The organism is Caulobacter sp. DWR3-1-2, assembly GCF_049896225.1.
Lineage (GTDB): Bacteria > Pseudomonadota > Alphaproteobacteria > Caulobacterales > Caulobacteraceae > Caulobacter.
Map to the genome: position 1 here is coordinate 158,617 of NZ_JAFCTW010000005.1, position 23,378 is coordinate 181,994.

Genomic DNA, 23,378 nt, shown 5'->3' on the forward strand with positions numbered 1-23,378 from the left:
AGAGGCGACCGACAAGCCTGATGACCTCGCCTGATCTGATCCTGGCCGCGACGGCCGGCGCGGTCTGCCTGGCGCTTTGCGCCACGCTCTGGGCGATGTCCCAGCAGCGGCGGTTCGAAAGCCAACTGGCCTCTATGCGGGCCCGCCTGGCCGACCTGGAAAGCGGGACCTTGGTCGGCGAAGCCTCGGCCGAAGTCTTCGACACCGTGTTGATCGCGATCGACGGCGGCGCCGCGCGGCTGGTCTCGGGCCAGGACGCCCTGGCCGCCTGCGCCAGGATCCTCGACGTCGCGCCCAATGCCTCGGCCGTGGTCGAGGCCCTGGTCGCCGCCGATCCCGACCACGCCCACAAGCTGGCCGCCCTGTTCCAACGCGGCGAGGCCTGCGCCTTCGAGGCGCACCGCGCCGACGGGGGCGTGGTTGTGGAAGGCCGCGTGGCGGGGGCGGTGGCCTGGCTGCGCCTGGCCGCAGCCGCCGTCGACGAGTCGGGCCTACCCGGCGCCGGGCGTTTCGCCGCCTTCATGGACGGCATGGTCGAGCCGGCCTGGATTTCCGACGCCGACGGCGCGCCGGTCTGGGGCAATGCGGCCTATCTGCGGGTGGTCGGCGCGGTCTCGGCCGCCGAGGCGGCGCGCGAGGGCCAGACCGTCGACCGCGCCGCCGACGCCCTCGCCGTCGAGGCCGCCAAGGCCGGCGAGCTGCGCGAGGCCGTGCGTTGGGTGCCGATCGACGGCCGTCGCCGGGCCCTGCGCTTCTCGGCCCAGCCGCTGGACGGCGGCGGGGTGGGGGTGTTCAGCAGCGACGTCACCGAGGTCGAGGACATGCGCGACGCCCTGCGCAAGCATGTGGCGGCCCATGACGAGACCCTGAACCACATCGCCGACGCGGTGGCGATCTTCAGCCAGACCCGCCGCCTGGCGTTCCATAACACCGCCTTCGCTGCGCTGTGGGGCCTGGAGCCGGCCTGGCTGGCCGAGCGACCCACCCACGGCGAGGTGCTGGACCGCCTGCGCCAGCGTCGCCGCCTACCCGAAACCGTCGATTACGCCAAATGGAAGGGCGCCGAGCTGGCGCGCTACGAGGATCTGGGACCGCAGGCCGACGAGATGTGGGACCTGCCCGATGGCCGCACCCTGCGCGTGGTGCGCCAGCCCCACCCGCTGGGCGGCATGCTGCTGCTCTATTCCGACATCACCGGCGAGCTGCGGCTGAAGGCCCAGTACAACGCCCTGATCCAGGTGCAGCAGGCCACGCTGGACAAGCTGAACGACGCCGTGGCGGTGTTCGGCTCGGACGGCCGGCTGCGGCTGCACAACGAGGCCTTCGAGACCTTCTGGAACGTGTCGGCCATGGCGCTCGAGGCGGCGGTCGATTTCGAGGGCGTGGTCGAGCTATGCGTGCCGCGCCTGCACGACCTGTCCTTCTGGCGCGAGCTGAAGGGCCGGGTGGCCGATCCCGATCCGCAGATGCGCGCGCCCACCTCCGGCGAAACCCGCACCTCGGACAACCGCATCGTGCTCTATCAGAGCCGGCCTCTGCCCGACGGCGCGACCCTGATCGCCTTCGCCGACGTCACCGACACCCGTCAGCTGGAAAGCGCCCTGGCCGATCGGTCCCAGGCCCTGACCGAGGCCGAACGGCTGAAGCGCGACTTCGTGGGCAATGTCTCCTACGAGCTGCGCACGCCGCTCACCACGATCATCGGCTATTCGGAGCTGCTGGAGCGGGCCGACGGCCTGTCGGAACGCAGTCGCGGCCACGTGGCCTCGGTGCGCTCGGCCGCCACCCAACTGGCCCGCTCGATCGACGACGTGCTCGACATGGCCCAGATCGACGCCGGCGAGATGGCGCTGGAGATCGAGGACATCCGGGTGGCCGGCCTGATGAGCGACGCCCAGGAGCGCTCGCTGAAGATCGCTCAGATCGGCGGCGTGACCCTGGCGGTCGAATGCGACAAGGACGTCGGCCTGATCCGAGGCGATCTCAAGCGCCTGTCGCAGATCCTCGACCACCTGGTCGAGAACGCTCTGCGCCAGACGCCGCCGGATGGGGTGGTCACCCTATCGGCGCGGCGGGCGCTTGGAGAAGTGCGGCTGGACGTCAGGGACACCGGCCGCGGCGTGCCGTTCCATGTGCAGGCCCACATCTTCGACCGCTTCGTCGGCCGCGATAGGGGCGGCCCGGGTCTGGGCCTGGCGCTGGTCAAGGCTCTGGTCGAGCTGCATGGCGGCTGGGTGGCGCTGGAGAGCGAGCCCGGCGCGGGCTCGACGTTTACGTGCCACCTTCCAGAGACGCAGCAGCCGGGTGCGGCGCAACCGGAGTTCGGGTTTTAGGTTTTAAGTCCTCCCCCTATGGGGGAGGTGTCGGCAAGCCGACGGAGGGGGGAGAGATACGACCTCAGCCGCACGCAGGATCGATCGACCCTAAAACTCCCCCCACCGATCGCTACGCGATCGCCTCCCCCACAGGGGGAGGACTTGCCGAGCCTAGTGCTGGCTTTCCGGCAGCCGCACCACCAGCCCATCCAGCGCGTCGCTCACCTTGATCTGGCACGACAGCCGGCTGTTCGGCCCGACGTTTTCGGCGAAGTCGAGCATCGACTCCTCCATGGCCGACTTGTCGCCGGTCTTGGACAGCCAGGCTTCGTCGACATAGACGTGGCACGTGGCGCAGGCGCAGGCCCCGCCGCAGTCGGCGTCGATGCCAGGCACGTTGTTCTTCACCGCGCCTTCCATGACCGTCAGGCCCGGCTTGACGTCGATGCCGTGTTCCGTGCCGTCGTGCTCGATATAGGTGATCTTGGCCATGGGTCCCCTGGGGCGCTTTTTTTTGAACGGTCGTTTTACGCCGCGACTTCTTTCATGGAAATGGTCGAGTTCGCCAGCTTCTCCAAGCTGACGGGCGTGCGCTTGGCGATCAACTGCTTTCCCGCCATGAATTCGGGCGGCGCATTGACGGCCTCGACGGCCTGAACCAGGTCGCCCTTCAAGTGGAAGACAGCAAACTTGGCTCCAGACACGTCGCCGCGCACGATCTGCGTGTCTGCGTCGAACGGCAGGCCGGCGATCTGCAGTTTCAGGTCGTACTGGTCGGACCAGAACCACGGAATCTCGTGCGGCGGCATGGCGCGGCCGGTGATGGCGGCGGCGGCCTGCTTGGCCTGTTCAAGGGCGTTGGGCACGCTCTCCAGCCGGAACTGGCGGTCATACAGCGGTAGCGGCCGGTGGGTCACGTCGCCGATGGCGAATACGAACGGGTCGCTGGTCCGGGACTCCAGATCGACGACGATCCCGCCCGTGCACTCCAGGCCCGCGTCCTGGGCCAGCTCGACATTGGGATGGGCCCCGACCCCGACCAAGGCCGCGTCGCAGGCCACGACCCGGCCGTCGGCCAGTCGCACGCCCGTGATGTGGCCCCGCCTATCTCCAAGAGGGCCGCCCTCGAAGGCCTCGACCCCGGCGTTCAGTTCGAAGGCCACGCCTCGGGCGCGGTGATAGTCCTGGAAGAAGTTGGACAGGGTCTCGCAGGCGACCCGGGCCAGAACGCGCGGTTCCCGCTCGATGATCATCACGTGGCTGCCCAGGGCGCGGGCCGAGGCCGCCGCCTCCAGGCCGACATAGCCGCCGCCCACCACGGCCAGCCGTTTGCCGGGACCCAGCGCGCCCTTCAAGGCCTCGGCGTCGGCCGCCGTGCGCAGCGACAGCACACCGGCCAGGTCGGCCCCGGGGATCGGCAGCGCCCGGGCCCGAGCGCCGGTGGCCAGGATCAGATAGTCGTAAGGCAGGTGTTCGCCCGAGGCGAGGGTGACGGTCTTGGCGCCGCGATTGAAACCGATCACCACGCCGCCCAGGCGCAGCGAGACGCCAGCTTCCTCGTACCAGCTTGACGGCTTGAGCTGCAGGCCCTCGGCGTCGACCTCGCCCTTCAGCCAGCCCTTGCTCAGCGGCGGACGCTGATAGGGCAGCAGGGGCTCGTCGCCGATCAACACGATGGGGCCGACATGGCCGTACTGGCGCAGGAAGGCGGCGGCCGAACCGCCGGCATGGCCGGCGCCGACGATGACGACGCGGCTGTTCAGATCGCCCGTACCCGCTTCACTCAAAGGCCGTGTCCTCCCGTTCCGCCAAAAATGACGACGGCGTCACCTTTTGGCAAGCCGCGCGTCGATCTTGCGGACTAGAGCATTTCCCGACCTGAATGCGTCAGGCCGTGAGCTCTAATCTTTTGTTTTGACGCATTTTTCTTCACGCGAACCGGAACCACTGCGCTCGAAAAATGCTCTAGACGACCCGTTCGACCAGCATCTTCTTGATCTCGGCGATGGCCTTGGCGGGGTTCAGGCCCTTGGGACAGACCTGGGCGCAGTTCATGATCGTGTGGCAGCGATAGAGCTTGAACGGGTCTTCGAGGTCGTCGAGGCGCGCGCCAGTGGCTTCGTCGCGGCTGTCGATCAGCCAGCGATAGGCGTGCAGCAGCGTCGCCGGGCCCAGGTACTTGTCGCCGTTCCACCAATAGCTGGGGCACGAGGTCGAGCAGCAGGCGCAGAGGATGCACTCGTACAGGCCGTCCAGCTTTGAGCGGTCTTCCGGCGACTGCAGCCATTCGCTCTGCGGCTCGGGCGTGACGGTGTGCAGCCAGGGCTCGATCGAGGCGTACTGGGCGTAGAACAGCGTCAGGTCGGGGATCAGGTCCTTGACCACCGGCTGGCTGGGCAACGGCGCGATCTGCACGGCCTTGCCGGGCGTGTCGGCGTGGCCGTGGGTGCAGGCCAGGGTGTTGCGGCCGCCGATGTTCATGGCGCAGGAGCCGCAGACCCCCTCGCGGCATGAGCGACGGAAGGCCAGGGTCGGGTCGATGCTATTCTTGATGTAAAGCAGGGCGTCCAGCACCATCGGGCCGCAGGCGTCGATGTCCACCTCATAGGTGTCCCAGCGCGGATTGCGGCCGTCTTCCGGATCATACCGATAGACCTTGAAGGCGCGGGTGTTGGTGGCGCCGGCGGGCGCCGGCCAGGTCTTGCCGGCTTGCACGGTCGAGTTCTTGGGGAGGGTGAGTTGAACCATCAGCGTACCCTCAATAAACCCGCGCCTTGGGTGGGATGTAGTCGATGTCTTTCGACATGGTGTAGCTATGCACCGGGCGGAAATCGATCTTCACCTTGCCCGTGCCCTGGTCGAGCCAGGCCAGGGTGTGCTTCATCCAGGTGGTGTCGTCGCGGGTGGAGAAGTCTTCCCGGGCATGGGCGCCGCGGCTTTCGGTGCGGTTGACCGCGCTGGCCACAGTGACAACGGCCTGGCCGATCAGGTTGTCGAACTCCAGGGTTTCCATCAGGTCGGTGTTCCAGACCAGCCCGCGGTCGCTCACCTTGATATCCTTGGCCTTTTCCCAGACCACTGCCAGGCGCTCGGCGCCGCCGACCAGGGTTTCGCCGGTGCGGAACACCGCGGCGTCCTCCTGCATGGCCTTCTGCATTTCGAGGCGCAGGGCGGCTGTCGGCTGATGGCCATTGGCGTTGCGGTAGCGGTCGAAGCGGTCCAAGTGGGGATCGGTCTGAGAGACCTTCAGCTCCGGCTGGGTGGCCATCGGCTTGAGGATCTCGGCGCAGCGCAAGGCGGCGGCGCGGCCGAACACCACCAGGTCGATCAGGCTGTTGGATCCCAGGCGGTTGGCGCCGTGCACCGAGACGCAGGCCGCCTCGCCCACGGCCATCAGGCCGGGGATCACCTGGTCGGGATTGTCGCCCGACTTGGTAACGACCTCGCCGTGATAGTTGGTCGGGATGCCGCCCATGTTGTAGTGGACCGTCGGCAAGACCGGGATCGGCGCCTTGGTCACGTCCACGCCGGCGAACACCTTGGCGGTCTCGGAAATGCCGGGCAGGCGCTCGTGCAGAATTTTCGGGTCCAGGTGATCCAGGTGCAGGAAGATGTGGTCCTTGTTGGGGCCCACGCCCCGGCCTTCGCGGATTTCGATGGTCATGGCCCGGCTGACCATGTCGCGCGGAGCCAGGTCCTTCACCGAAGGGGCGTAGCGCTCCATGAAGCGCTCGCCCTCGGAATTGGTCAGGTAGCCGCCTTCGCCACGCGCGCCCTCGGTGATCAGGCAGCCGGCGCCATAGATGCCGGTGGGGTGGAACTGGACGAATTCCATGTCCTGCAGCGGTAGGCCGGCGCGCAGGGCCATGGCGTTGCCGTCGCCGGTGCAGGTGTGGGCCGATGTGGCCGAGAAATAGGCGCGGCCGTAGCCGCCGGTCGCCAGGATCACTTGCTGGGCCTGGAAGCGGTGCAGGGTGCCGTCGTCCAGCTTCCAGGCGGTGACGCCCCGGCAGACGCCGTCTTCCATGATCAGGTCGAGCGCGAAATACTCGATGAAGAACTCGGTGTCGTGGGCCAGGGACTGGCCGTACATCGTGTGCAGCATGGCGTGACCGGTGCGGTCGGCCGCGGCGCAGGTGCGCTGGATCGGACCGTTGCCGAATTCCTTGGTCATGCCACCAAAGGCGCGCTGGTAGATCTTGCCCTCGGCCGTGCGCGAGAACGGCACGCCCCAGTGTTCCAGCTCATAGACGGCGGCCGGCGCGTTGCGGGTCAGATATTCGATGGCGTCCTGGTCGCCCAGCCAGTCCGACCCCTTGACGGTGTCGTACATGTGCCAGCGCCAGTCATCCTGGCCCATGTTGCCCAGCGAGGCCGAGATTCCGCCCTGGGCGGCGACGGTGTGGCTGCGGGTCGGGAACACCTTGGTGACGCAGGCGGTCTTCAGCCCGGCCTGGGCGCACCCCAGCGCGGCGCGCAGGCCCGAGCCGCCCGCTCCGACGACGACGACGTCGAACTTGTGGTCGATAAACGTATAGGCCGACATCAAAAGACTCCGGTGAAGGCGACCTTGAGGATCGAGACGACCCCAAGAGCGCCGCCGAGGACGCATACAAACAGATTGGCCAGGACGAGAACGGTCTTGGTCATGAAGTTCGGGAAATAGTCCTCTATCACAACCTGCACCGCGCCCTTGAGATGGATCAGGGCGACAACGAGCAACAAGCACAGCAAGACCGTGTTGTGCGGGATGGCCACCCACTCGCTGGCGCCGTCGAAGCCGAGGCTGGCCAGGCGCAGGCCCGCGAACAGGCCCCACAGGGTCAACGGAATCAGGGCGACGCTCGACACCCGATCGGTGATGAAGTGGCCGACGCCGTGGTGCGAGGCGCCCAGGCCCCGAGCGCGAGACATGGGGGTGCGGAAGCGGCCGGAGGTCGAATGGGCCATGATCAAAGCGCTCCGGTTTGGGCGGCGATGACCCAGACGACGATCGCGCCGACCACGGCGAAGGCGATGGCGCAGGCGCCGGACATGTCGGCGACCTTCGGCGTGAATCCCTTGCCGGCGTCCCAGACGGTCTGGCGGACGGCGTAAGCGATGTTGAACAGCACCGCGACGGTCAGGCCAAACAGCACCAGCTTTCCCAAGAACGAGCCCAGCAGGCCGGTATAGGTCGCGTAGGCTTCAGGCCCCGAGGCCAGAGCCAGGGCCCAGCCGGCCAGCAGGAGCACGCCGACATACAGCGCCATGATGCAGGCCCGATGCAGGATCGAGCAGGTCATGGTGATGTGCCACCGCCAGACCTGGAGGTGTGGCGATAGTGGGCGCTCGGGAAGTCCCCCGCTGGTGTCGGTCATGAAAACGTCCAACCCTTTGGCTTTGTGCGTTGCGGGATGCTTTTAAGCGCGACGTTGGGGGTGTCAACGCAACGCCCTTTGTTGAGAAACGTTCTCAGCATAACAGCGGTAAGGATCAAGTGTCCCGCCAGCGGAACCTGAAGCTGAAGGTGGCGTTATCGGACCCTTAGCGGGGAGGCGCTGTTCATGTCCGGCCCGATCGACTTTCAGAACGTCTTCGACCGGATTCCCAGCCCCTACATGATGCTTGACCGCGATCTGCGCTTCGCCGCGGCCAACCGGGCCTATCTCAAGGCGGTCGAGCTGCGCTGGGAAGACATCGCCGGCCGCTACGTCTTCGACGCCTTTCCCGTCGAGGGTGAAAGCCGCCGGACCCTCGAGGAATCCCTGGCCCGGGCGCGCGACACCGGTCAGGTCGACGTGCTGCCCCTGATCGAATACGCCATCCAGCGTCCCACCCTCCTGGGCGGTGGGTCGGAAGCCCGGACGTGGAGCGCCACCCACACCCCGATCCTCGACGCGCGCGGCCACACCATCTTCATCTTGCAGCACACCCAGGACGTCACAGAGCTCCAGCGCCTGAAGGACGTCGCCTTTGGCGGTCGGGCGCCCAGCGCCGTCACAATGCTGGGCGGCGACATCCTGCAGCGCGCCGAAACCGTTCAGGCCCAGAGCCTGCAATTGCGCCGCCTGTTCATGCAGGCGCCCAGCTTCATGGCCATATTGCGCGGCCCCGATCACGTGTTCGAGCTGATCAACAACACCTATCTGCAGCTGATCGGCCACCGCGACGTGGTCGGTCTGCCAATGCGCGAGGCCCTGCCGGAAGTTGTCGAGCAGGGCTTCCCCGATCTGCTCGACAAGGTCCGATCGAGCGCCGAGGCCTTCGTGGGCCGACAGATCAAGATCGCCCTGCAGCGCACGCCGGACGGACCGCTGGAAGACCGCTATCTCGACTTCGTCTACCAGCCGATCATCGAGGACGACGGCTCGGTGTCGGGCGTCTTCGTCGAGGGGTTCGACATCAGCGATCAGGTCCAGGCCCAGGACCAGCAACGCCTGCTGCTCGACGAGCTTAACCACCGCGTCAAGAACACCCTGGCCACGGTTCAGGCCATTTCCCAGCAGACCCTGCGCGGCGCGTCCGATCCTGCAGCCTTCGCCAAGGCCTTCGAAGCGCGTTTGCTGGCCCTGTCTCAGACCCACAACGCCCTGACCGACGGCCAGTGGTCCGGCGCGGGCCTGCGCCAAATCCTCAACCTTGAACTGCTGCCGCATGGCGCCGAGCGCGTCAGCCTGGACGGACCCGACGCCCATCTGCCAGCTCGCACGGCCCTGTCGCTAGGCATGGTGTTCCATGAATTGACCACCAACGCCGCCAAGTACGGGGCCTTGGCCCAGGATGGCCGGTTGTCGGTGCATTGGCAGGGGGAGGGTGACGGCCTGGCCTTCACCTGGCACGAGGCCGGCGGACCCACGGTCGCCCCGCCCACCCGGCGCGGTTTCGGCTCGCGCTTGATCGAGCGCAGCATCACCAGCGAACTGCGCGGCAGGTTCGCGATCGACTACCGACCAGAGGGCGTGCTCTGCGAGTTCTGGGTGCCCGTGGCCGTGGCCTAGAGCATTTCCCGACCTGACGGCGTCAGGCCGTGAGCTCTAATCTTTTGTTTTGACGCATTTTTCTTCACGCGAACCGGAACCACTTCGCTCGAAAAATGCTCTAGCGAAACAGGTTCAGCGCCGCCCATTGCAGCAGCAGGATGGTCTTGGCGTCGCAAATCCCGCCGCTGGCGACCATGGCGAGGGCTTCGTCGATCGAGCGCTCCAGCACCTGGACCTCTTCGCCCTCTTCTTCCAGGCCGCCGCCGTCGGAGACCTTCATCGAGGCGTCGTACTCGGCGACGAAGAAATGCAGGATCTCGGTGATCGCGCCGGGGCTCATGAAGGCCTGGAACACCTTGCGCACGCCGGTCAGCCGGTAACCGACCTCCTCCTCCACCTCGGCCCGGATACGGTCCTCGGGCGAAGCGTCGTCCAGCAGGCCGGCGGGGGTCTCGATCAGCAGGTCGTCATAACCCACGGCATAGGCCGGATAGCGAAACTGCCGGGTCAGCAGCACGGTGCGGGCCGCCATGTTGTAGGGCAGCAGTGTGCAGCCATCGCCCCGGTCATAGGTCTCGCGGCTCAGGGTCGCCCACTGGCCGTCGTCGCGCTGCCAGTCGAACATCGTCTTCTTCAGGAGGTAGTGGTCGTCGGATAGCACCGTGACGGTCTTGACCCGCACCCGATCGGCGACGCTCATCCCCTAGTCCCTCACCTTAGCCACATAGTCAGCTGACCGCATTTCCTGCAGACGCGACACCGTGCGCTCGAACTCGAACGACCCATCTCCGGCCGGATACAGAGCGTCGGGCTCGCCATCGGCCAGGGCCACCAGCTTGGCGTCGGCCTCGTAGAGCGAATCGATCAGGGTGTTGAAGCGCTTGGCCGCGTCACGCCGCTCGGGCGTGAGCAGCGGCACGTCTTCCAGGAACACGGTGTGGAAGCGCGCGGCGACCGCCAGATAGTCCTGCGGCCCCAGGGCCTGCTGGCACAGGCTGGCGAACGAGGCGCGCAGCAGGCCGCCGACGGCGCGGGGCAGGCGCATCTTGCGGCCCAGAACCTCGAGCGTGGCGCCGGTCTCCTCGGCCCCATCCAGCATGTCGGCCCAGAGGGCGTCGAACTCGGCGGCGGTCGTCTTGTCGTTGGGCGCAAGCCAGGTGCGGGCGGCGCGCAGGCGGTCGAGGCGGAAATCGACCGGGCCCCGCACGGCGACCACGTCCATCCGGTCCTTCAGCATGGCGATGAAGGGGACGAAGAGCTGGCGGTTGAGGCCGTCCTTGTAGAGGTCGTCCGGCGGCCGGTTGGAGGTCGCCACCAGGGTTACGCCCTGGGCGAACAGCGCCTCGAACAGGCGGCCCAGGATCATGGCGTCGGCGATGTCGGTGACCTGCAGCTCGTCGAAGCACAGCAGGCGGGCCTGGGCGGCGATCAGATCGGCGGTCGGCGCGATCGGGTCGTCGCCCCTGTGCTGGCCAAACCGCGCCTTGCGCTCGGCCGCGTCACCCTTGCGCCAGGCGTCGATATGGCCGTGGACCTCGGCCATGAAGCCGTGGAAGTGGATGCGGCGCTTCTTGTCGATGGGCGCGCTGTCGAAGAACAGGTCCATCAGCATCGACTTGCCGCGTCCCACCGGACCCCACAGATAGACGCCCTTCTGGCCCTTGGGCTTGCGGCCAAACAGCGAGAAGCCGGGCTCGCCCGCCCCGTCCAGATCGGCCTCCAGCCGCGCCAGCGCATCGACGGCGGCGGCCTGGGCGGCATCGGGCTTGATCTCGCCCTGAGCCAGGCGGTCGCGATAGGCGGTTCGAACGGATGTCGGCATCGCGGACGGGGTTAGCGCGAGGAGCGCCGCGGGGAAAGGCCTAGACCCCCAGATCCTGGCGCACGAAACGGTAGGTCTCGCGCTTCTCGCAGGCGCAGGCCTTCATCTGGCCGTCCTTGGTCCACCAGACCAGCAGCGGATAGGCGAAGTTCACGCCATTGTCCTTGAGCAGCGGCCGCAGGTCATCGACGGTCTTGCGGCCGGCCTCGATCACCGCCGTGCGGGCCACGTCGCCGTCGGCGGGCGCGATGCCGGCGGCCGTCCAGGCCTCGACCGGTGTGGCGTCCCACTTTTCCGACAGGGCCCAGCTGCGGTTGACCCACATCTCGGCGACGGTCGCCCGCTCGGCCGGCGTGGATTTCGGCACGCCGTTGCGGTCGGCGCGGGCGATCTCGATCAGCCGGGTGTCGACGCCCGCCTTGTGCAGGCCCGGATATTCCTCGGCCTTGAACCGCACGCAGTCGGGGCAGGTGCGGAAGCTGACCATGTAAAGCTTTTGCCTCTTCAGTCCCGGCGACACCCAGCCGGAGGTCTCCAGGATCTTGGTGATCTCGGCCTGGTGTTTGGTGATGGTCTTGGGCCGCCAGCGCAGCTCTATGTTCCAATAGGCCCAACCCGCCGCGCCCACGACGAGGATCACGACGGCGACGATCAGCCAACGGCCCAGGGTTTTCATCAAGCGCTCCTCATCCAGTCCCGCACCGTCGAACAGCTAAGAGCCGTCGTCAAACTTTCCTGAGGACAGCGGCCCGGCCGCCTTGGAAGCGCGGCGCGGCTTGTCTAGACTCAGGCTTCGGGTCGATCCGCCGCCCGCCATGCCAAGGACCCGCGTGATCGAAGTCGCCCTGCCCGATGAAGCCGCCACCCAGCGCCTGGGTATTCGGCTATCGCGCGCCCTGAGGCCGGGCGACGCGATCTGCCTGACGGGACCGCTCGGCGCCGGCAAGTCAACCCTGGCTCGCGCCCTGATCCGCGCCTTGACCTCGCCGGACGAGGAGGTGCCCAGCCCCACCTTCACCCTGGTGCAGTTCTATGACGGCCCCGCCTTCCCGGTCGCCCATTTCGACCTCTACCGCCTGACCGATCCCGACGAGGCCTACGAGATCGGGCTGGACGAGGCGCTGGAGGACGGCGCGGTGCTGATCGAATGGCCCCAGCGGCTGGAGGGGCGTCTGCCCGCCAACCGACTCGCTATAGACATCACCCCCAGCGACGATGGCGAGGCGCGCCGCGCGACCCTGACGCCGCACGGAACCTTCGAAGGACGCAAGCTTGAGCTCTGATCGCGAAACGGCCCGAGAGACGGCGAAGGCGGCCTTCTTGACCGCCCAAGGCTTCGGCGACGTCCGCCGCGAGTCGCTGGGCGGCGACGCCTCAACCCGCAGCTACGAGCGCCTGCATCGTGGGGACCAAAGCTTCATCTTCATGGACCAGCCGCCGGCGCTGGAGAGCTCGGTGTGCCCGCCCGACGCCAGCGACGCCGAGCGCCTGGCCTCGGGCTACAACGCCGCCGCGCGCCTGGCCGCCGGCTCAGTCGCCGCCTTCGTGGCCACCGCCGCCTATCTGCGCGACCGAGGCCTCTCCGCGCCGAGGATCTTCGCCCATGACATCGCCGCCGGCCTGGCGGTGCTGGAAGACCTGGGCGACGGCCTCTATGCCACCCTGATCGCCGAGGGGCAGGATGAGACGCCGCTCTACGAGGCCGCCGTCGACGTCCAGATCGCCCTGCACAGCGCGGCGCCGCCGCAGGTGCTAACCGCCGAGGGGGGCGTGTCCTGGCCGCTGCTGACCTATGACGCCCTGGCCCTGAAGGTCGCCACCGACACCTTCCTGGAATGGTGGCCCAAGTTCGCCGGCCTGCCGGACTTCAGCGACGCCGCCGTGGCCGGCTGGGACGCTCTGTGGGCCCCGGTCTGGGTGCGCGGCGAAGCCGGCGCCTCGGTGTTCACCCACCGTGACTATCATGCCCAGAACCTGATCTGGCTGCCGGGCCGCGACGGCGTGGCACGGGTCGGCCTGCTGGACTTCCAGGACGCCCTGCGCGCCCATCCGGCCTGGGACCTGACCCATCTGCTGCAGGACGCCCGCCGCGACGTGTCACCGGCGCTGGAACAGGCCATGCTCGACCGCTACCTGGCCGCCCGGCCGGCGCTGGACCGGGAAGCCTTTATCGCAGACTACCGCGCCTTGGCCGCCTCGAACGCGGCGCGGATCCTGGGCCGGGTGTTCGCCCGCCAGGCGTTGGCGGGCCGCCCGCAGTACGAGGCCTTCATGCCGCGCACCTGGCGCTATCTGGAGCGCAACCTCGAAAGCCCGGCGCTGGCCGGGCTGAAGACCTGGTTCGACGCCAATGTGCCGGCCGAGGCGCGTCGATGAGCGCCTTTCCCACGGTCGCCATGGTCCTGGCTGCGGGTCTGGGCACCCGCATGCGACCCCTGACCGACGACCGGCCCAAGGCGCTGGTCGAGGTGGGCGGCAAGGCGCTGATCGACCACATGCTGGACCGCCTGGCCGCCGCCGGGGTCGAGACCGCCGTGGTCAATGTCCACGCCTTCGCCGACCGGCTGGAGGCGCATCTGGCGGCGCGCTCGGCTCGGGGCGCCCGTCCTCGGATCGTCATCTCCGACGAACGCCCCCAGGCGCTGGAAACCGGCGGCGGCCTCAAGCACGCCCTGCCGCTGCTGGGCGACGCGCCGGTCTGGGTGGCCAATATCGACTCCGTCTGGATCGAGCACGGCGGCTCGGCCATCGAGGCGATTGCGCGGGCCTGGGATCCGGCGGCCATGGATGTCTGCCTGATGCTGGCCTCGACCACCGAGTCGCTCGGCTTCCACGACAGCGGCGACGTGTTCCTCGACGATGGCGTGGTGCGCTTCAAGACCGCCGGCGAGACCGCGTCGCTGGTCTATGTCGGGGTCCATATCTGCAAGCCCGGGATCGTGTCCGACGGTCCCGAGGGTCCGTTTTCGCTGACCCCGATCTGGCGGGTCCTGGCCGCCGGGGGCCGCGTCCATGGCGTCACGCCGGACGGTCTCTGGATGCATGTCGGCGACCCCCAGGCCGTGATCGCCGCCGAGGCCAGGCTGGCATGAGCGCGGCGGGTCCCTTCGACACGCCGGGGCCGCGCTGGTTCTCGATCCCCGCTCACCGGCCGTTCGTCGAGGACCTGGCCCGCGGGCTGCTGAGCGCCTTGGCCCCACTGGGTCCCGAGGCCCTGCCCCGCGCTACGGTGCTGACCCCGACGCGGCGCGGGGCCCGCGCCCTGGCCGACGCCTTCGTCCAGGTGATCGACGGGGCGGCGGGCGCCGGCAAGGCCCTGCTGCTGCCGCAGATCCGGCCGCTGGGCGATCTGGACGAGGGCGAGCCGCCGTTCGAGCCGGGCGAGATCAGCCTGGACGTGCCGCCCGCTGTCTCGTCGCGCCGCCGGCGGTTCGAGTTGGCCCGGCTGGTCGCCGACCACGCCCACCTGCTGGACTTCACCCCCCAGGCGGGCCAGGCCCTGGAGATGGCCAAGGCCTTGGCCGAGTTCCTCGACAGCTGCCAGATCGAGGAGCTGATCACCGACGACGGTCGCCTCGACGGCTTGGCCGAGGGCGACCTGGCCCAGCACTGGCAGGTCTCGGCCAGGTTCCTGAAGGCCATCCTCGCCGCCTGGCCCAAGCGCCTGGACGACCTGGGCCTGATCGACGTCAGCGACCGCCGCGTGCGGCTGCTCAACGCGCTCTCGGACCAGTGGGAAGACGCGCCGCCACAGGGGGTGATGATCGCCGCCGGCTCGACGGGCACGGCCCCGGCCACCGCCCGCCTGCTGGGCGTGATCGCCAACCTGCCCCAGGGCGCCGTGGTGCTGCCGGGCCTTGACGAGGGCCTGGCCGAGGACGCCTGGGGCCAGGTCGGCGAGCAGCATCCGCAGGGCGCGATGAAGCGCCTGCTCGATCGCTTCAAGGCCACGCGCGCCGAAGTCCGCCCCTGGTGGCCCGAAGCCGATAGCCGGGGCCGTTGGCGGCGTCGGCTGATCAACGAGGCCCTGCGCCCGGCCGAGGCCACCGCCGACTGGCTGGCCCAGATCGATCGGCTTCGCGCCGAGGCCCCGGACCTCGACCCGATCGCCGAGGGGTTGAAGGGCCTGTCGCTGATCAGCGCCCGCACCGAGGAGGAGGCCGCCGTCGCCTGCGCGCTTCTCTTGCGCGAAGCGCTGGAGACCCCCGGCCAGACCGCCGCCCTGGTCACGCCCGACCAGGAACTGGCTCGCCGGGTCGCCGCTCGCCTGGCCCGCTGGGGCGTGATCGCCGACAGCTCGGCCGGCGCGCCCCTGGCTGCCAGTCCCGCCGCGATCCTGGCCCAGCACGTCGCCGCCCTCGCCATCGACCCGCTGGACCCCGTGCGCCTGCTGGCCGTGGCCAAGCATCCGCTGCTGCGGGCCGACGCCGACGCCGCTTGCGACCTGGAACTGAAGGGTCTGCGGGGCCCGGCGCCCCGCGACGCCGCGCAACTGCTCGGCAAGCTCGACGCCTATCCCGACGCGCGCCGCCTCGCCGAGCGGGTGCTGGCCGCCGCGCGCCAGGCCGCGGCGCCCTATGTCGATGACCAAGGCGCCCCCGCCACCGCCGCGCGGGCCCTGGTTGAGAGCCTGGAAGCCCTGGCCGACCCTGGCGACCTGTGGGCCGGCTCGGCGGGCGAGGGCCTGGCCAGCCTGTTGTCATCGCTGATAACCGACGGACTGGTCCTGCCACCGGCTTCGAAGATCGGTTTCGGCGACCTGCTGGACCGGCTGGTCAATGAGGAGACCCTGCGGGTCGGCGGCGCCACCCATCCGCGCCTGCGGATCTTCGGAGCCATCGAGGCGCGGATGGTCCGGGCCGATCGCTTGATCCTGGCCGGACTTGAGGAGGGGATCTGGCCAAAGGGCGCGCCGATCGACCCGTTCCTGTCGCGACCGATGCGCGAGCGCCTGGGCCTACCGCCGCCCGAGCGCCGCATCGGCCTGACCGCCCATGACTTCGCCCAGGCCGCCGCCGCGCCAGATGTCATCCTGGTCCACAGCGAGCGCCGGGGCGGCGCGCCGGCCGTCGAGAGCCGTTGGCTGTGGCGGCTGCGCACCCTGGCGCGCGGCGCGGGCCAGGCCCTGCCGGAGCGCGCCGACGTGCTGGCCTGGGCTCGCGACCTTGACGCGCCAGGCCCCTACGCCCCGATCAGCCGCCCGGCGCCCACGCCTCCCGTCGCCGACCGTCCGCGCCGCATGGCCGTCACCCGCATCGAGGCCCTGACCCGCGACCCCTACGCCGTTTGGGCGCGCGACATCCTCAAGCTGTTTCCACTGGAGCGCCCCAACGAGCCGGTCGAGGCGCGGGCGCGCGGCACGGCGATCCACGCGGCGTTCGAGACCTTCTCGCTCGACCATCCGGGCCCTGTCCCGACCGACGCGGCCGAAATCTTCGCCGGGCTCTATCTGTCCGAACTGGTCCAGGCCGGCATGCCGCCCGCCGCCCTGGCCCGCGAGCGCGCCCTGGCCCGCGAGGCGGCGCTGTGGGTGGCCGACCTGGAGACCCGTCGCCGGGCCGGCGCCGAGCGCGTCGTCGTCGAGGCCACCGGCACGCTGACCTTCGACATCGGCGGTCGGCCCTTCACCGTCTTCGCCAAGGCCGACCGCATCGAGCCGACCGCCGACGGCTTGGCCCACATCCTCGACTACAAGACCGGCGCCGCGCCGTCGAAAAAGCAGGTCGAGACCGGCTTCTCTCCCCAGCTGACCCTGACCGCGGCCATCCTGCGCGAGGGCGGCTTCGAGGCCGTCGGTCGCCGCGAGCCTGGCGACCTGACCTATCTGCGGGTCACGGGCCGCAAGCCGGCCGGTGTGGAAGAGGTGCGGGCGACCGCTGGGGGCGACAGCCGGGAGGCGGCGGTCAAGGCCTTGCAGGGCCTGCGCGACTTGATCGAGCGCTACGACAATCCCGACCAGCCCTACCTGTCGCGCGTGGCGCCGCAGTTCGTGCACGACCATGCGGGCGACTACGGCCACCTGGCGCGAGTGTTCGAATGGTCCACCAGCGGCGATGACGGGGAGGGCAGCGAATGAGCCTCGCGCCGACCAAACAGGTCCTTCCCCTGTCGGGGAGGCGGCGCGCAGCGCCGGCGGGGGGAGCCGTCGGGCGGTGGTTCACCCCCCCCTCCGTCGCCCCGGATCAAGTCCGGGGCGCCGCCTCCCCCACAGGGGGAGGATTTTCATGATCGACCCCCAACGCATCGCCGCCGATCCGGCCATCTCGGCCTTCGTCACCGCCAATGCCGGCTCGGGCAAGACCAAGACCCTGATCGACCGGGTCGCGCGCCTGCTGTTGGCCGGCTCCACGCCCGAAGCCATCCTCTGCGTCACCTACACCAAGGCCGCCGCCGCTGAGATGCAGCGCCGGCTTTTCGAGCGGCTGGGCGAATGGTGCGTGACGCCCGACGCCAGGCTGCGCGAGCAACTGGGCGCGCTGGAGGGTCGGGATCCCGCCAGTTTCGGCCACCGCGAGCTATCCAAGGCTCGGGGCCTGTTCGCCAAGGCGCTGGAAACCCCCGGCGGGCTGAAGATCCAGACCATCCACGCCTTCTGTGAGAAACTGCTGCGGCGCTTTCCGCTGGAGGCCGGGGTGTCGCCCGGCTTCACGGTGATGGACGACAGCGCCTCGGCCGCCATCGCCCAGGGCGCGCTGCGGCAGGTGGCGACCTGGGTCACCGACCATGACGACCCCTACGCCCTGGCCTATGCCCGGTTCTCGGTGGCCCTGGACTTCGCGGCCTTCGAGGCGATGTTCGCCACCTTCGAGAGCCAGCGCGGGGCGATCGGCGCCTATCTCGAGGCCCAGGGCGGGCCGTCGGGCGCGATCGAGGATGTCTGGAAGGCCTGCGGCTTCCACTACGGCCCCAGCAGCGTCGAGCGGGTGGTCGCCGAGGCCATGGCCGAGCTGGACCGCGACCTGTGGGGCTCGGTCGCTGACGTGCTGCTGAACGGGACGAAGACCGACATCAAGTGCGCCGGCCTGATGGCCCAGATCGCCGGCGATCCGCACGCCGATCTCGACCAGGCCCTCGCGGCGCTGTTCACCGAGAAGGGCGTCGGCACGCCAATGACCTGGCCGGCCAAGACCTCGGGCCTGAAGTCCCGCGAGGATCTTCGTGCCCGCCTGCTGGCCGAACAGGAGCGTCTTGAGGAGGCCCGCGAATGGCTGCGCGCCGCCCGGGTGGCCGAGGACAGCAGCGATGCCCTGCGCCTGGCCGGCCTCTACATTTCCTCGCACCAGGTCGAGAAGGCGGCGCGCGGCGCGTTGGACTTCGCCGACCTGATCGACCGCACCCGCGTGTTGCTCACCGAGAAGGTCGATGCGGCCTGGGTGCTCTATAAGCTGGACGGCGGCATCGACCACATCCTGCTGGACGAGGCCCAGGACACCGCCCCCGACCAATGGGCGATCCTGCGGGCCCTGACCTCCGACTTCTTCGCCGGCGAGGGCGCGGCGCGGTGGAGGGCGGGGGAGGACACCCGGACCCTGTTCGTGGTTGGCGACGAGAAGCAGTCGATCTACTCGTTCCAGGGCGCCGACCCGCAGCGCCTGCTGGCCGAAACGCAGCAATATATCGCCCAGATCACCGCCGCCGACCGGGTGGGAAAGGCCGTGCCCCTGACCACCTCCTACCGTTCGACGGTGGAGGTGCTGAGCTTCGTCGACGCTCTGTTCTCGGCGCCGGAGACCCGCTCGGGCGTGCCGGCCCCGGCCGGCGAGGACGTGGTTCGCCACCAGCCGCACCGTATCAATCACAAGGGCTGCGTCGACCTGTGGCCGCTGGAGCGCGAGGCGCCGGGCGAGGAGCGCGAAGCCTGGGCGGCGCCGCTCGACGCCGAGAGCGAGCATGGCGCCAACCGCCGCCTGGCCGAGAAGATCGCCATCGAAATCGCGGCGCTGATCGCCCGCGGCGACGCCGTCTTCGACAAGGAAGACAAGGTCTGGCGGCCGGCTCATCCGGGCGATGTCATCGTGCTGGTTCGCCGGCGCAAGGCGTTGTTCGAGGAAGTGCTACGGGCGCTGAAGCGGCGCGGCGTGCCGGTGGCCGGCGCCGATCGCCTGTCGCTGTCGGCCCATATCGTGTTCGACGACCTGCTGGCCCTGGGCCGGTTCTGCCTGTTCCCGGACGATGATCTGACGCTGGCGGCCCTGCTGAAGAGCCCTTTCTGCGGCCTGTCGGACGACGCGTTGTACGCCTTGGCCAAGGGCCGCTCGCCGGACACGCTCTGGCGGGCGTTGGAGCGGCGGGCCGCCGAGCAGCCGGTCTGGGCCGCTGCGCGCGACCTGCTGCGCTGGGCCCTGATCGAGTCCCGCCGCAAGCAGCCGTTCGAGTTCTACGCCCTGCTGCTGGGCAAGGTGGACGAGAGCGTGCGCTCCAACCGCGCCAAGGTGTTGACGCGCCTGGGTCAGGAGGCCGCCGAGGCACTGGACGAGTTCCTTGCCCAGGTGTTGGCCGCCGAGCAGCGCGGGGTGCGCGACCTGGAGGCCCTGGTCGCTGATTTCGCCAGCCTCGACATCGTGGTCAAGCGCGAGATGGAGGGGGCGCGCCGGGAGGTGCGTGTGATGACCGCCCACGGCGCCAAGGGGCTGGAGGCCCCGATCGTCTTCCTGCCCGAAACTACGATGAAGGGCGGGGCGCGGGGCTCGCCGCTGATGGCCACCGAGGACGGCGGCTTCCTGTGGTGCGCCTCCAAGGCCAATGACTGCGAACCCTCGGCCATGGCCCGCGAGCGCCGCGAGAAGAAGGACGCCGAGGAAGCTCTTCGCCTCTACTACGTGGCCCTGACCCGGGCGCGGGATCGGCTTGTCCTCTGCGGCCGGATCGACGCGCGGACCAAGGACGAGAACGTCGGGGGTTGGTACGCCGCCGCCCAGGCCGCCTTCGCCCATTCCGACATCGAACCCCAGGTGCGGGAGATCGGTGATGAAGGGCGACGGAGATTTGGTCCCGATCCCATGCGGGCCGAAGCCACGGCCGCGATCGCCGCGCCCACCGTCATCCCGACCCCACCCTGGACCCTGGCCCCCGCGACGCCCGAAACGCCCGCCGCCCGCTATGCCGCGCCCTCGACCCTGGAGGACGAGGCCAAGGGCAGTGCGCCGTCTCCCCTGGCGGCCGTCGAAGGCCTCGGCCGTTATCGACGCGGCGAGATCATCCACCGGCTGCTGCAGCTGCTGCCTGATCTGGAGCCCGAGGGGCGGCGGGCCGCCGCGACGCGTCTGCTCCAGGCCGAGCGCGACCTGACCGACGATCAGCGCCAGGAGATGGCGGGCGCCGCCTTCGGGGTGCTGGAGGACGACCGGTTCGCCCGGGTGTTCGGCCCCGGTTCGCGGGCCGAGGTCGCGCTCGCGGGGGGCGCCGCGCGCCTGCCGCCCGACCTGAAGATTTCAGGTCGCGTCGATCGGTTGATCGTGACGCCCGACCGGGTGCTGGTGGTCGACTACAAGACCAACCGCCCGTCGCCGGCCCGCATCGAGGAGGCCGATCCGGCCCATCTGTCGCAGATGGCCATCTATGCCGCCGTGCTGGCCGAGGTGTTCCCCGATCGACCGATCGAGGCGGCGATCGTCTGGACCGACGGCCCCAAACTCATGGCGGTTCCAGAAAAGGTTATGGCCGACGCCTTGGCCAGGCTGTTCTAGATCATTGCCGTGAGGGGCGCGGGCCCCTAAATCTTGCTGCAAGATGGGCGGCGAATCCCCGACCCTGACGTTTTTCTAGCGCGCCCGCCCCCGAGGCGCAGATGGAGCCAACCGATGAGCACCTTAGCGGTGACCGACGAATCCTTCGAACGCGACGTGCTGCAGGCCGACAAGCCCGTGCTCGTCGATTTCTGGGCCGAATGGTGCGGTCCCTGTAAGCAGATCGCCCCGGCTCTGGAGCAGATTTCCGAGGAACTGGCCGACTTCGTCACCGTGGCCAAGGTCAATATCGAAGACAGCCCCACGACCCCCTCGCGCTACGGCGTGCGCGGCATCCCGACCATGATGCTGTTCCGCGGCGGCCAGATGGCGTCGATGAAGGTCGGCGCCATGCCCAAGGCCAAGATCCTCGAATGGCTGAACGAAGCCGGCGTCAAACAGCCGGCCTAGGCGTTCGCCGCTCAGGCTAACCACAGCCGCCTGCCCCGCCGACGCGAGGCGGGCGGTTCGCCTTTAGAGCATTTTTCGAGCGAAGTGGTTCCGGTTCGCGTGAAGAAAAATGCTTCAAAACAAAAGATTAGAGCTCACGGCCTGACGCAGTCAGGTCGGGAAATGCTCTAGCGGCCGACCCGAGTTGGGATGTGAGCCTTCCGCATGGCCTTTTTCCTCGTGACCATGACGCACCCCGACGGCGATGGCTGGGGCCAGCACGTCATTTCCCACGTCAACTATCTGCGCTGCCTGATCGATGCAGGGCTGATACGCGCCTCCGGGCCCGCCACCGGCCTGGGTAAGCGCGCCGGCTTCATCATCGCGACCGTGGACAGCCGCGAGGCGGTCGAACGGCTGGTCGCCGAGGATCCCTTCGCAGTCGAGGGCTTGATCGACGACCTGACGATCGTGGAGTGGGACCCGTTGTTCGGGGCGTTCGCCGAAGACGCCAGTCGCACGAAGACGGCGTAGGCCCCCTTGCGGAGCGCCCTATTTTTTCCCGGACGTGACGATGAACGGCGACGCGGCGGCTGGCGCGGCCTTCTTGTCGGCCTTCGGTTTGCGGACTTCCTTGTTGGACTTTTTCTGACCCTTGGCCATGCGCGCTCCCTGCCAGGGCGCTCGCGCGCCGGGATGTCCAGCAGGCCGAGCCGTCCTATCGGCTTGAGACGACTTTAGGGCTTCGACGGACGCCCGCCTAAGGCTTTCGGCGGAAGAGCCGGGGAACATGCGCTTGTGCGTGTCCCCGGCTGGGCCCTCAGGCCGCCTTCTTGGCGGCCTTTTCCTTCTTGGGCTTCTTGTCCTTCTTGGCGACCTTCTCAGCCTTGGGAGCCTTGGTCTTCTTGACCTTGACCTCCGGCTCGCCGTGGACGTCGGACACAGCCATGTCGGCGAGCAACTCAAGGAAGCCCGCACGCTTGCTGGGCTTGAGCAGGGCCAGGATGCGAGCGTCGGCCATGGCCACCTTGGGACGGCTTTCCTCCAGCACGGCGGCGCCGGCCGATGTCAGGCTGACGGTGTTGGCGCGGGCGTCCAGATCGGAGCGATGACGCTCCAGATGGCCCTTGGTGATCATCCGGGCGACCATGTCGGCCAGCGTGGAACGGTCGATGCCGGTGGCGCGCACCAGGCCCGTCTGGGTGACGCCCTCGTTCTCGGCCACCGCCGCCAGAACCGCGAACTGCCGCTGGGTGACGCCGCCGGCGCCGCTCTCCTCGGCATAGATGTCGAGGGCCAGTTGCAGGACACGGTGCAGCAGGTGGCTGGGCGACCGCGTCAGGGCCCCGCCGTGATCCGCCCCGACGGACCTGCCGCCGCCCTTGTCGCCCTTGATCTTGGCCATAATCCGTCGTCCCTCGTTTCCGTCGACGGACCTTCAGGTACCACGGTTACACGTCGATTTGACGACAGATGGTCCGTGGGCTGTCGGTTGCCAACCTAGAAGCCGGCGTCCGGCGGTTCGGGTGTCTTGGCCTCGTCGCCCTTGGCCATGTGCTTCATCATGAAGGGCACCTGGGTCAGGGAGAAGACGATGGCCAGGGGCAGCAGGGCGATGCGGAACTTTACCCACAGGTCGTTGCCCTGCACCGCAGGCATGCCGTTGGTGATGGCGATGACCACCTGATTGGCGACCGCCGCGAAGGTGAAATAGCCGCCATAACGCAGGGTGAGTGTGCGCCAGGCGGCGTCGGGCAGGCGCACGGCCTCGCCGATCAGCGCCTTGAGCGGCGCGCGGCCCATCAGCGTTCCGCCGATCATGAAAAGGGCGAGGGCGCCGTTCACCACGGTCACCTTGATCTTCACGAACACGTCGCTGTGGAACACCAGGCCCAGGGCGCCGAAGATCAGGGCCATGACGCCGGAAAACAGCGGCAGCAGGGCCACACGGCGCTCGACGGCATAGCCGAGCGCCAGGGCCAGGGCCGAGGCGACGACCAGCACCCAGGTGGCGGTCTGGAAGTTCTTGGTGGCGAAGAAGGCCACGGCGAAGGCCACCGGTGCGCCGTAGTCGACGGCAGTGCGCACCCAGGCGGCGTTCTTCTTCTTGTCGGGCTGAGTGGCCAGTGCGGACGCCGGCTCGGGGGGAGGAATCTCGGTCATG

21 protein-coding genes are annotated in these 23,378 nt (G+C 69.0%); 9 read left to right on the forward strand and 12 right to left on the reverse strand.

The genetic code is table 11. The features are described from left to right. Positions 1 to 20: 20 nt before the first annotated feature. Complete coding sequence (locus ACP696_RS09405; protein ID WP_426010197.1) at positions 21 to 2,333, forward strand: ATP-binding protein; 2,313 nt, start codon at positions 21 to 23, stop codon at positions 2,331 to 2,333. 153 nt (positions 2,334 to 2,486) lie between these two features. On the opposite strand, the gene ACP696_RS09410 is transcribed toward ACP696_RS09405, so the two are convergent. The 6 genes from ACP696_RS09410 to sdhC all read right to left on the reverse strand — a co-directional run bounded on the left by ACP696_RS09410 (position 2,487) and on the right by sdhC (position 7,675). Next, positions 2,487 to 2,807 (reverse strand): 2Fe-2S iron-sulfur cluster-binding protein, encoded by a 321-nt coding sequence (locus ACP696_RS09410; RefSeq protein ID WP_426010199.1) that lies wholly within the window; start codon positions 2,805 to 2,807, stop codon positions 2,487 to 2,489. A gap of 35 nt (positions 2,808 to 2,842) precedes the next feature. Further along, positions 2,843 to 4,078: an NAD(P)/FAD-dependent oxidoreductase gene (locus tag ACP696_RS09415; protein ID WP_426011278.1), complete on the reverse strand. Its 1,236-nt coding sequence runs from the start codon at positions 4,076 to 4,078 to the stop codon at positions 2,843 to 2,845. Positions 4,079 to 4,280: 202 nt separating this feature from the next. Then, positions 4,281 to 5,063 carry a succinate dehydrogenase iron-sulfur subunit gene (locus ACP696_RS09420; RefSeq protein WP_426010201.1) on the reverse strand — a complete coding sequence of 261 codons (783 nt, stop codon included), beginning with the start codon at positions 5,061 to 5,063 and terminating at the stop codon, positions 4,281 to 4,283. Between the two features lie 10 nt (positions 5,064 to 5,073). Then, positions 5,074 to 6,861: a succinate dehydrogenase flavoprotein subunit gene (gene sdhA / locus ACP696_RS09425; RefSeq protein ID WP_426010203.1), complete on the reverse strand. Its 1,788-nt coding sequence runs from the start codon at positions 6,859 to 6,861 to the stop codon at positions 5,074 to 5,076. Then, positions 6,861 to 7,265 carry a succinate dehydrogenase, hydrophobic membrane anchor protein gene (gene sdhD / locus ACP696_RS09430; protein ID WP_426010205.1) on the reverse strand — a complete coding sequence of 135 codons (405 nt, stop codon included), beginning with the start codon at positions 7,263 to 7,265 and terminating at the stop codon, positions 6,861 to 6,863. Before sdhD ends, sdhA begins: the two co-directional genes overlap by 1 nt. A 2-nt stretch (positions 7,266 to 7,267) precedes the next feature. Next, a complete protein-coding gene (sdhC, locus tag ACP696_RS09435; RefSeq protein ID WP_426010207.1) occupies positions 7,268 to 7,675 on the reverse strand; it encodes a succinate dehydrogenase, cytochrome b556 subunit in 408 nt (135 codons plus the stop codon). A 186-nt stretch (positions 7,676 to 7,861) separates the two neighbouring features. Here sdhC and ACP696_RS09440 point away from each other — a divergent pair, with 186 nt between their 5' ends. After that, positions 7,862 to 9,295: a sensor histidine kinase gene (locus ACP696_RS09440; protein WP_426010208.1), complete on the forward strand. Its 1,434-nt coding sequence runs from the start codon at positions 7,862 to 7,864 to the stop codon at positions 9,293 to 9,295. A 100-nt stretch (positions 9,296 to 9,395) separates the two neighbouring features. Here the strand turns inward: ACP696_RS09440 and ACP696_RS09445 are convergent, their stop codons facing one another. The 3 genes from ACP696_RS09445 to ACP696_RS09455 are packed head-to-tail and all read right to left on the reverse strand — an operon-like array spanning position 9,396 to position 11,775. Beyond that, positions 9,396 to 9,977 (reverse strand): NUDIX domain-containing protein, encoded by a 582-nt coding sequence (locus tag ACP696_RS09445; RefSeq protein WP_426010210.1) that lies wholly within the window; start codon positions 9,975 to 9,977, stop codon positions 9,396 to 9,398. Between the two features lie 3 nt (positions 9,978 to 9,980). After that, on the reverse strand, positions 9,981 to 11,099 hold the full coding sequence (zapE, locus tag ACP696_RS09450) for a cell division protein ZapE (protein WP_426010211.1): 1,119 nt from the start codon (positions 11,097 to 11,099) through the stop codon (positions 9,981 to 9,983). 40 nt (positions 11,100 to 11,139) lie between these two features. Then, the gene (locus tag ACP696_RS09455) at positions 11,140 to 11,775 is read right to left on the reverse strand and encodes a hypothetical protein (RefSeq protein WP_426010212.1); all 636 of its coding nucleotides are present in this window, start codon (positions 11,773 to 11,775) and stop codon (positions 11,140 to 11,142) included. Between the two features lie 139 nt (positions 11,776 to 11,914). Here ACP696_RS09455 and tsaE point away from each other — a divergent pair, with 139 nt between their 5' ends. The 7 genes from tsaE (at position 11,915) to ACP696_RS09490 (ending at position 21,748) form a co-directional block, all read left to right on the forward strand. Next, the gene (tsaE, locus tag ACP696_RS09460) at positions 11,915 to 12,382 is read left to right on the forward strand and encodes a tRNA (adenosine(37)-N6)-threonylcarbamoyltransferase complex ATPase subunit type 1 TsaE (protein ID WP_426011279.1); all 468 of its coding nucleotides are present in this window, start codon (positions 11,915 to 11,917) and stop codon (positions 12,380 to 12,382) included. Beyond that, positions 12,372 to 13,475 (forward strand): N-acetylmuramate/N-acetylglucosamine kinase AmgK, encoded by a 1,104-nt coding sequence (gene amgK / locus ACP696_RS09465; RefSeq protein WP_426010213.1) that lies wholly within the window; start codon positions 12,372 to 12,374, stop codon positions 13,473 to 13,475. Before tsaE ends, amgK begins: the two co-directional genes overlap by 11 nt. Continuing rightward, positions 13,472 to 14,191 (forward strand): N-acetylmuramate alpha-1-phosphate uridylyltransferase MurU, encoded by a 720-nt coding sequence (murU, locus tag ACP696_RS09470; RefSeq protein WP_426010214.1) that lies wholly within the window; start codon positions 13,472 to 13,474, stop codon positions 14,189 to 14,191. Before amgK ends, murU begins: the two co-directional genes overlap by 4 nt. After that, positions 14,188 to 17,175, forward strand: coding sequence for a double-strand break repair protein AddB (addB, locus tag ACP696_RS09475; protein ID WP_426010216.1), 2,988 nt, complete (start codon positions 14,188 to 14,190; stop codon positions 17,173 to 17,175). Before murU ends, addB begins: the two co-directional genes overlap by 4 nt. A gap of 148 nt (positions 17,176 to 17,323) precedes the next feature. Then, entirely contained in the window at positions 17,324 to 20,785 is a 3,462-nt protein-coding gene (addA, locus tag ACP696_RS09480) for a double-strand break repair helicase AddA (RefSeq protein WP_426043735.1), read from the forward strand. Positions 20,786 to 20,899: 114 nt separating this feature from the next. After that, positions 20,900 to 21,235 carry a thioredoxin gene (gene trxA / locus ACP696_RS09485; protein WP_426010219.1) on the forward strand — a complete coding sequence of 112 codons (336 nt, stop codon included), beginning with the start codon at positions 20,900 to 20,902 and terminating at the stop codon, positions 21,233 to 21,235. A 204-nt stretch (positions 21,236 to 21,439) separates the two neighbouring features. Further along, on the forward strand, positions 21,440 to 21,748 hold the full coding sequence (locus tag ACP696_RS09490; protein ID WP_426010220.1) for a YciI family protein: 309 nt from the start codon (positions 21,440 to 21,442) through the stop codon (positions 21,746 to 21,748). A gap of 18 nt (positions 21,749 to 21,766) precedes the next feature. Here ACP696_RS09490 and ACP696_RS09495 read toward each other — a convergent pair whose 3' ends face one another. The 3 genes from ACP696_RS09495 to ACP696_RS09505 form a co-directional block, all read right to left on the reverse strand. After that, entirely contained in the window at positions 21,767 to 21,877 is a 111-nt protein-coding gene (locus ACP696_RS09495) for a hypothetical protein (RefSeq protein WP_426010221.1), read from the reverse strand. 157 nt (positions 21,878 to 22,034) lie between these two features. Then, entirely contained in the window at positions 22,035 to 22,619 is a 585-nt protein-coding gene (locus ACP696_RS09500) for a MarR family winged helix-turn-helix transcriptional regulator (protein ID WP_426010223.1), read from the reverse strand. A 95-nt stretch (positions 22,620 to 22,714) separates the two neighbouring features. Next, positions 22,715 to 23,377 (reverse strand): inner membrane-spanning protein YciB, encoded by a 663-nt coding sequence (locus ACP696_RS09505; RefSeq protein WP_426010224.1) that lies wholly within the window; start codon positions 23,375 to 23,377, stop codon positions 22,715 to 22,717. Position 23,378 lies beyond the last annotated feature (1 nt).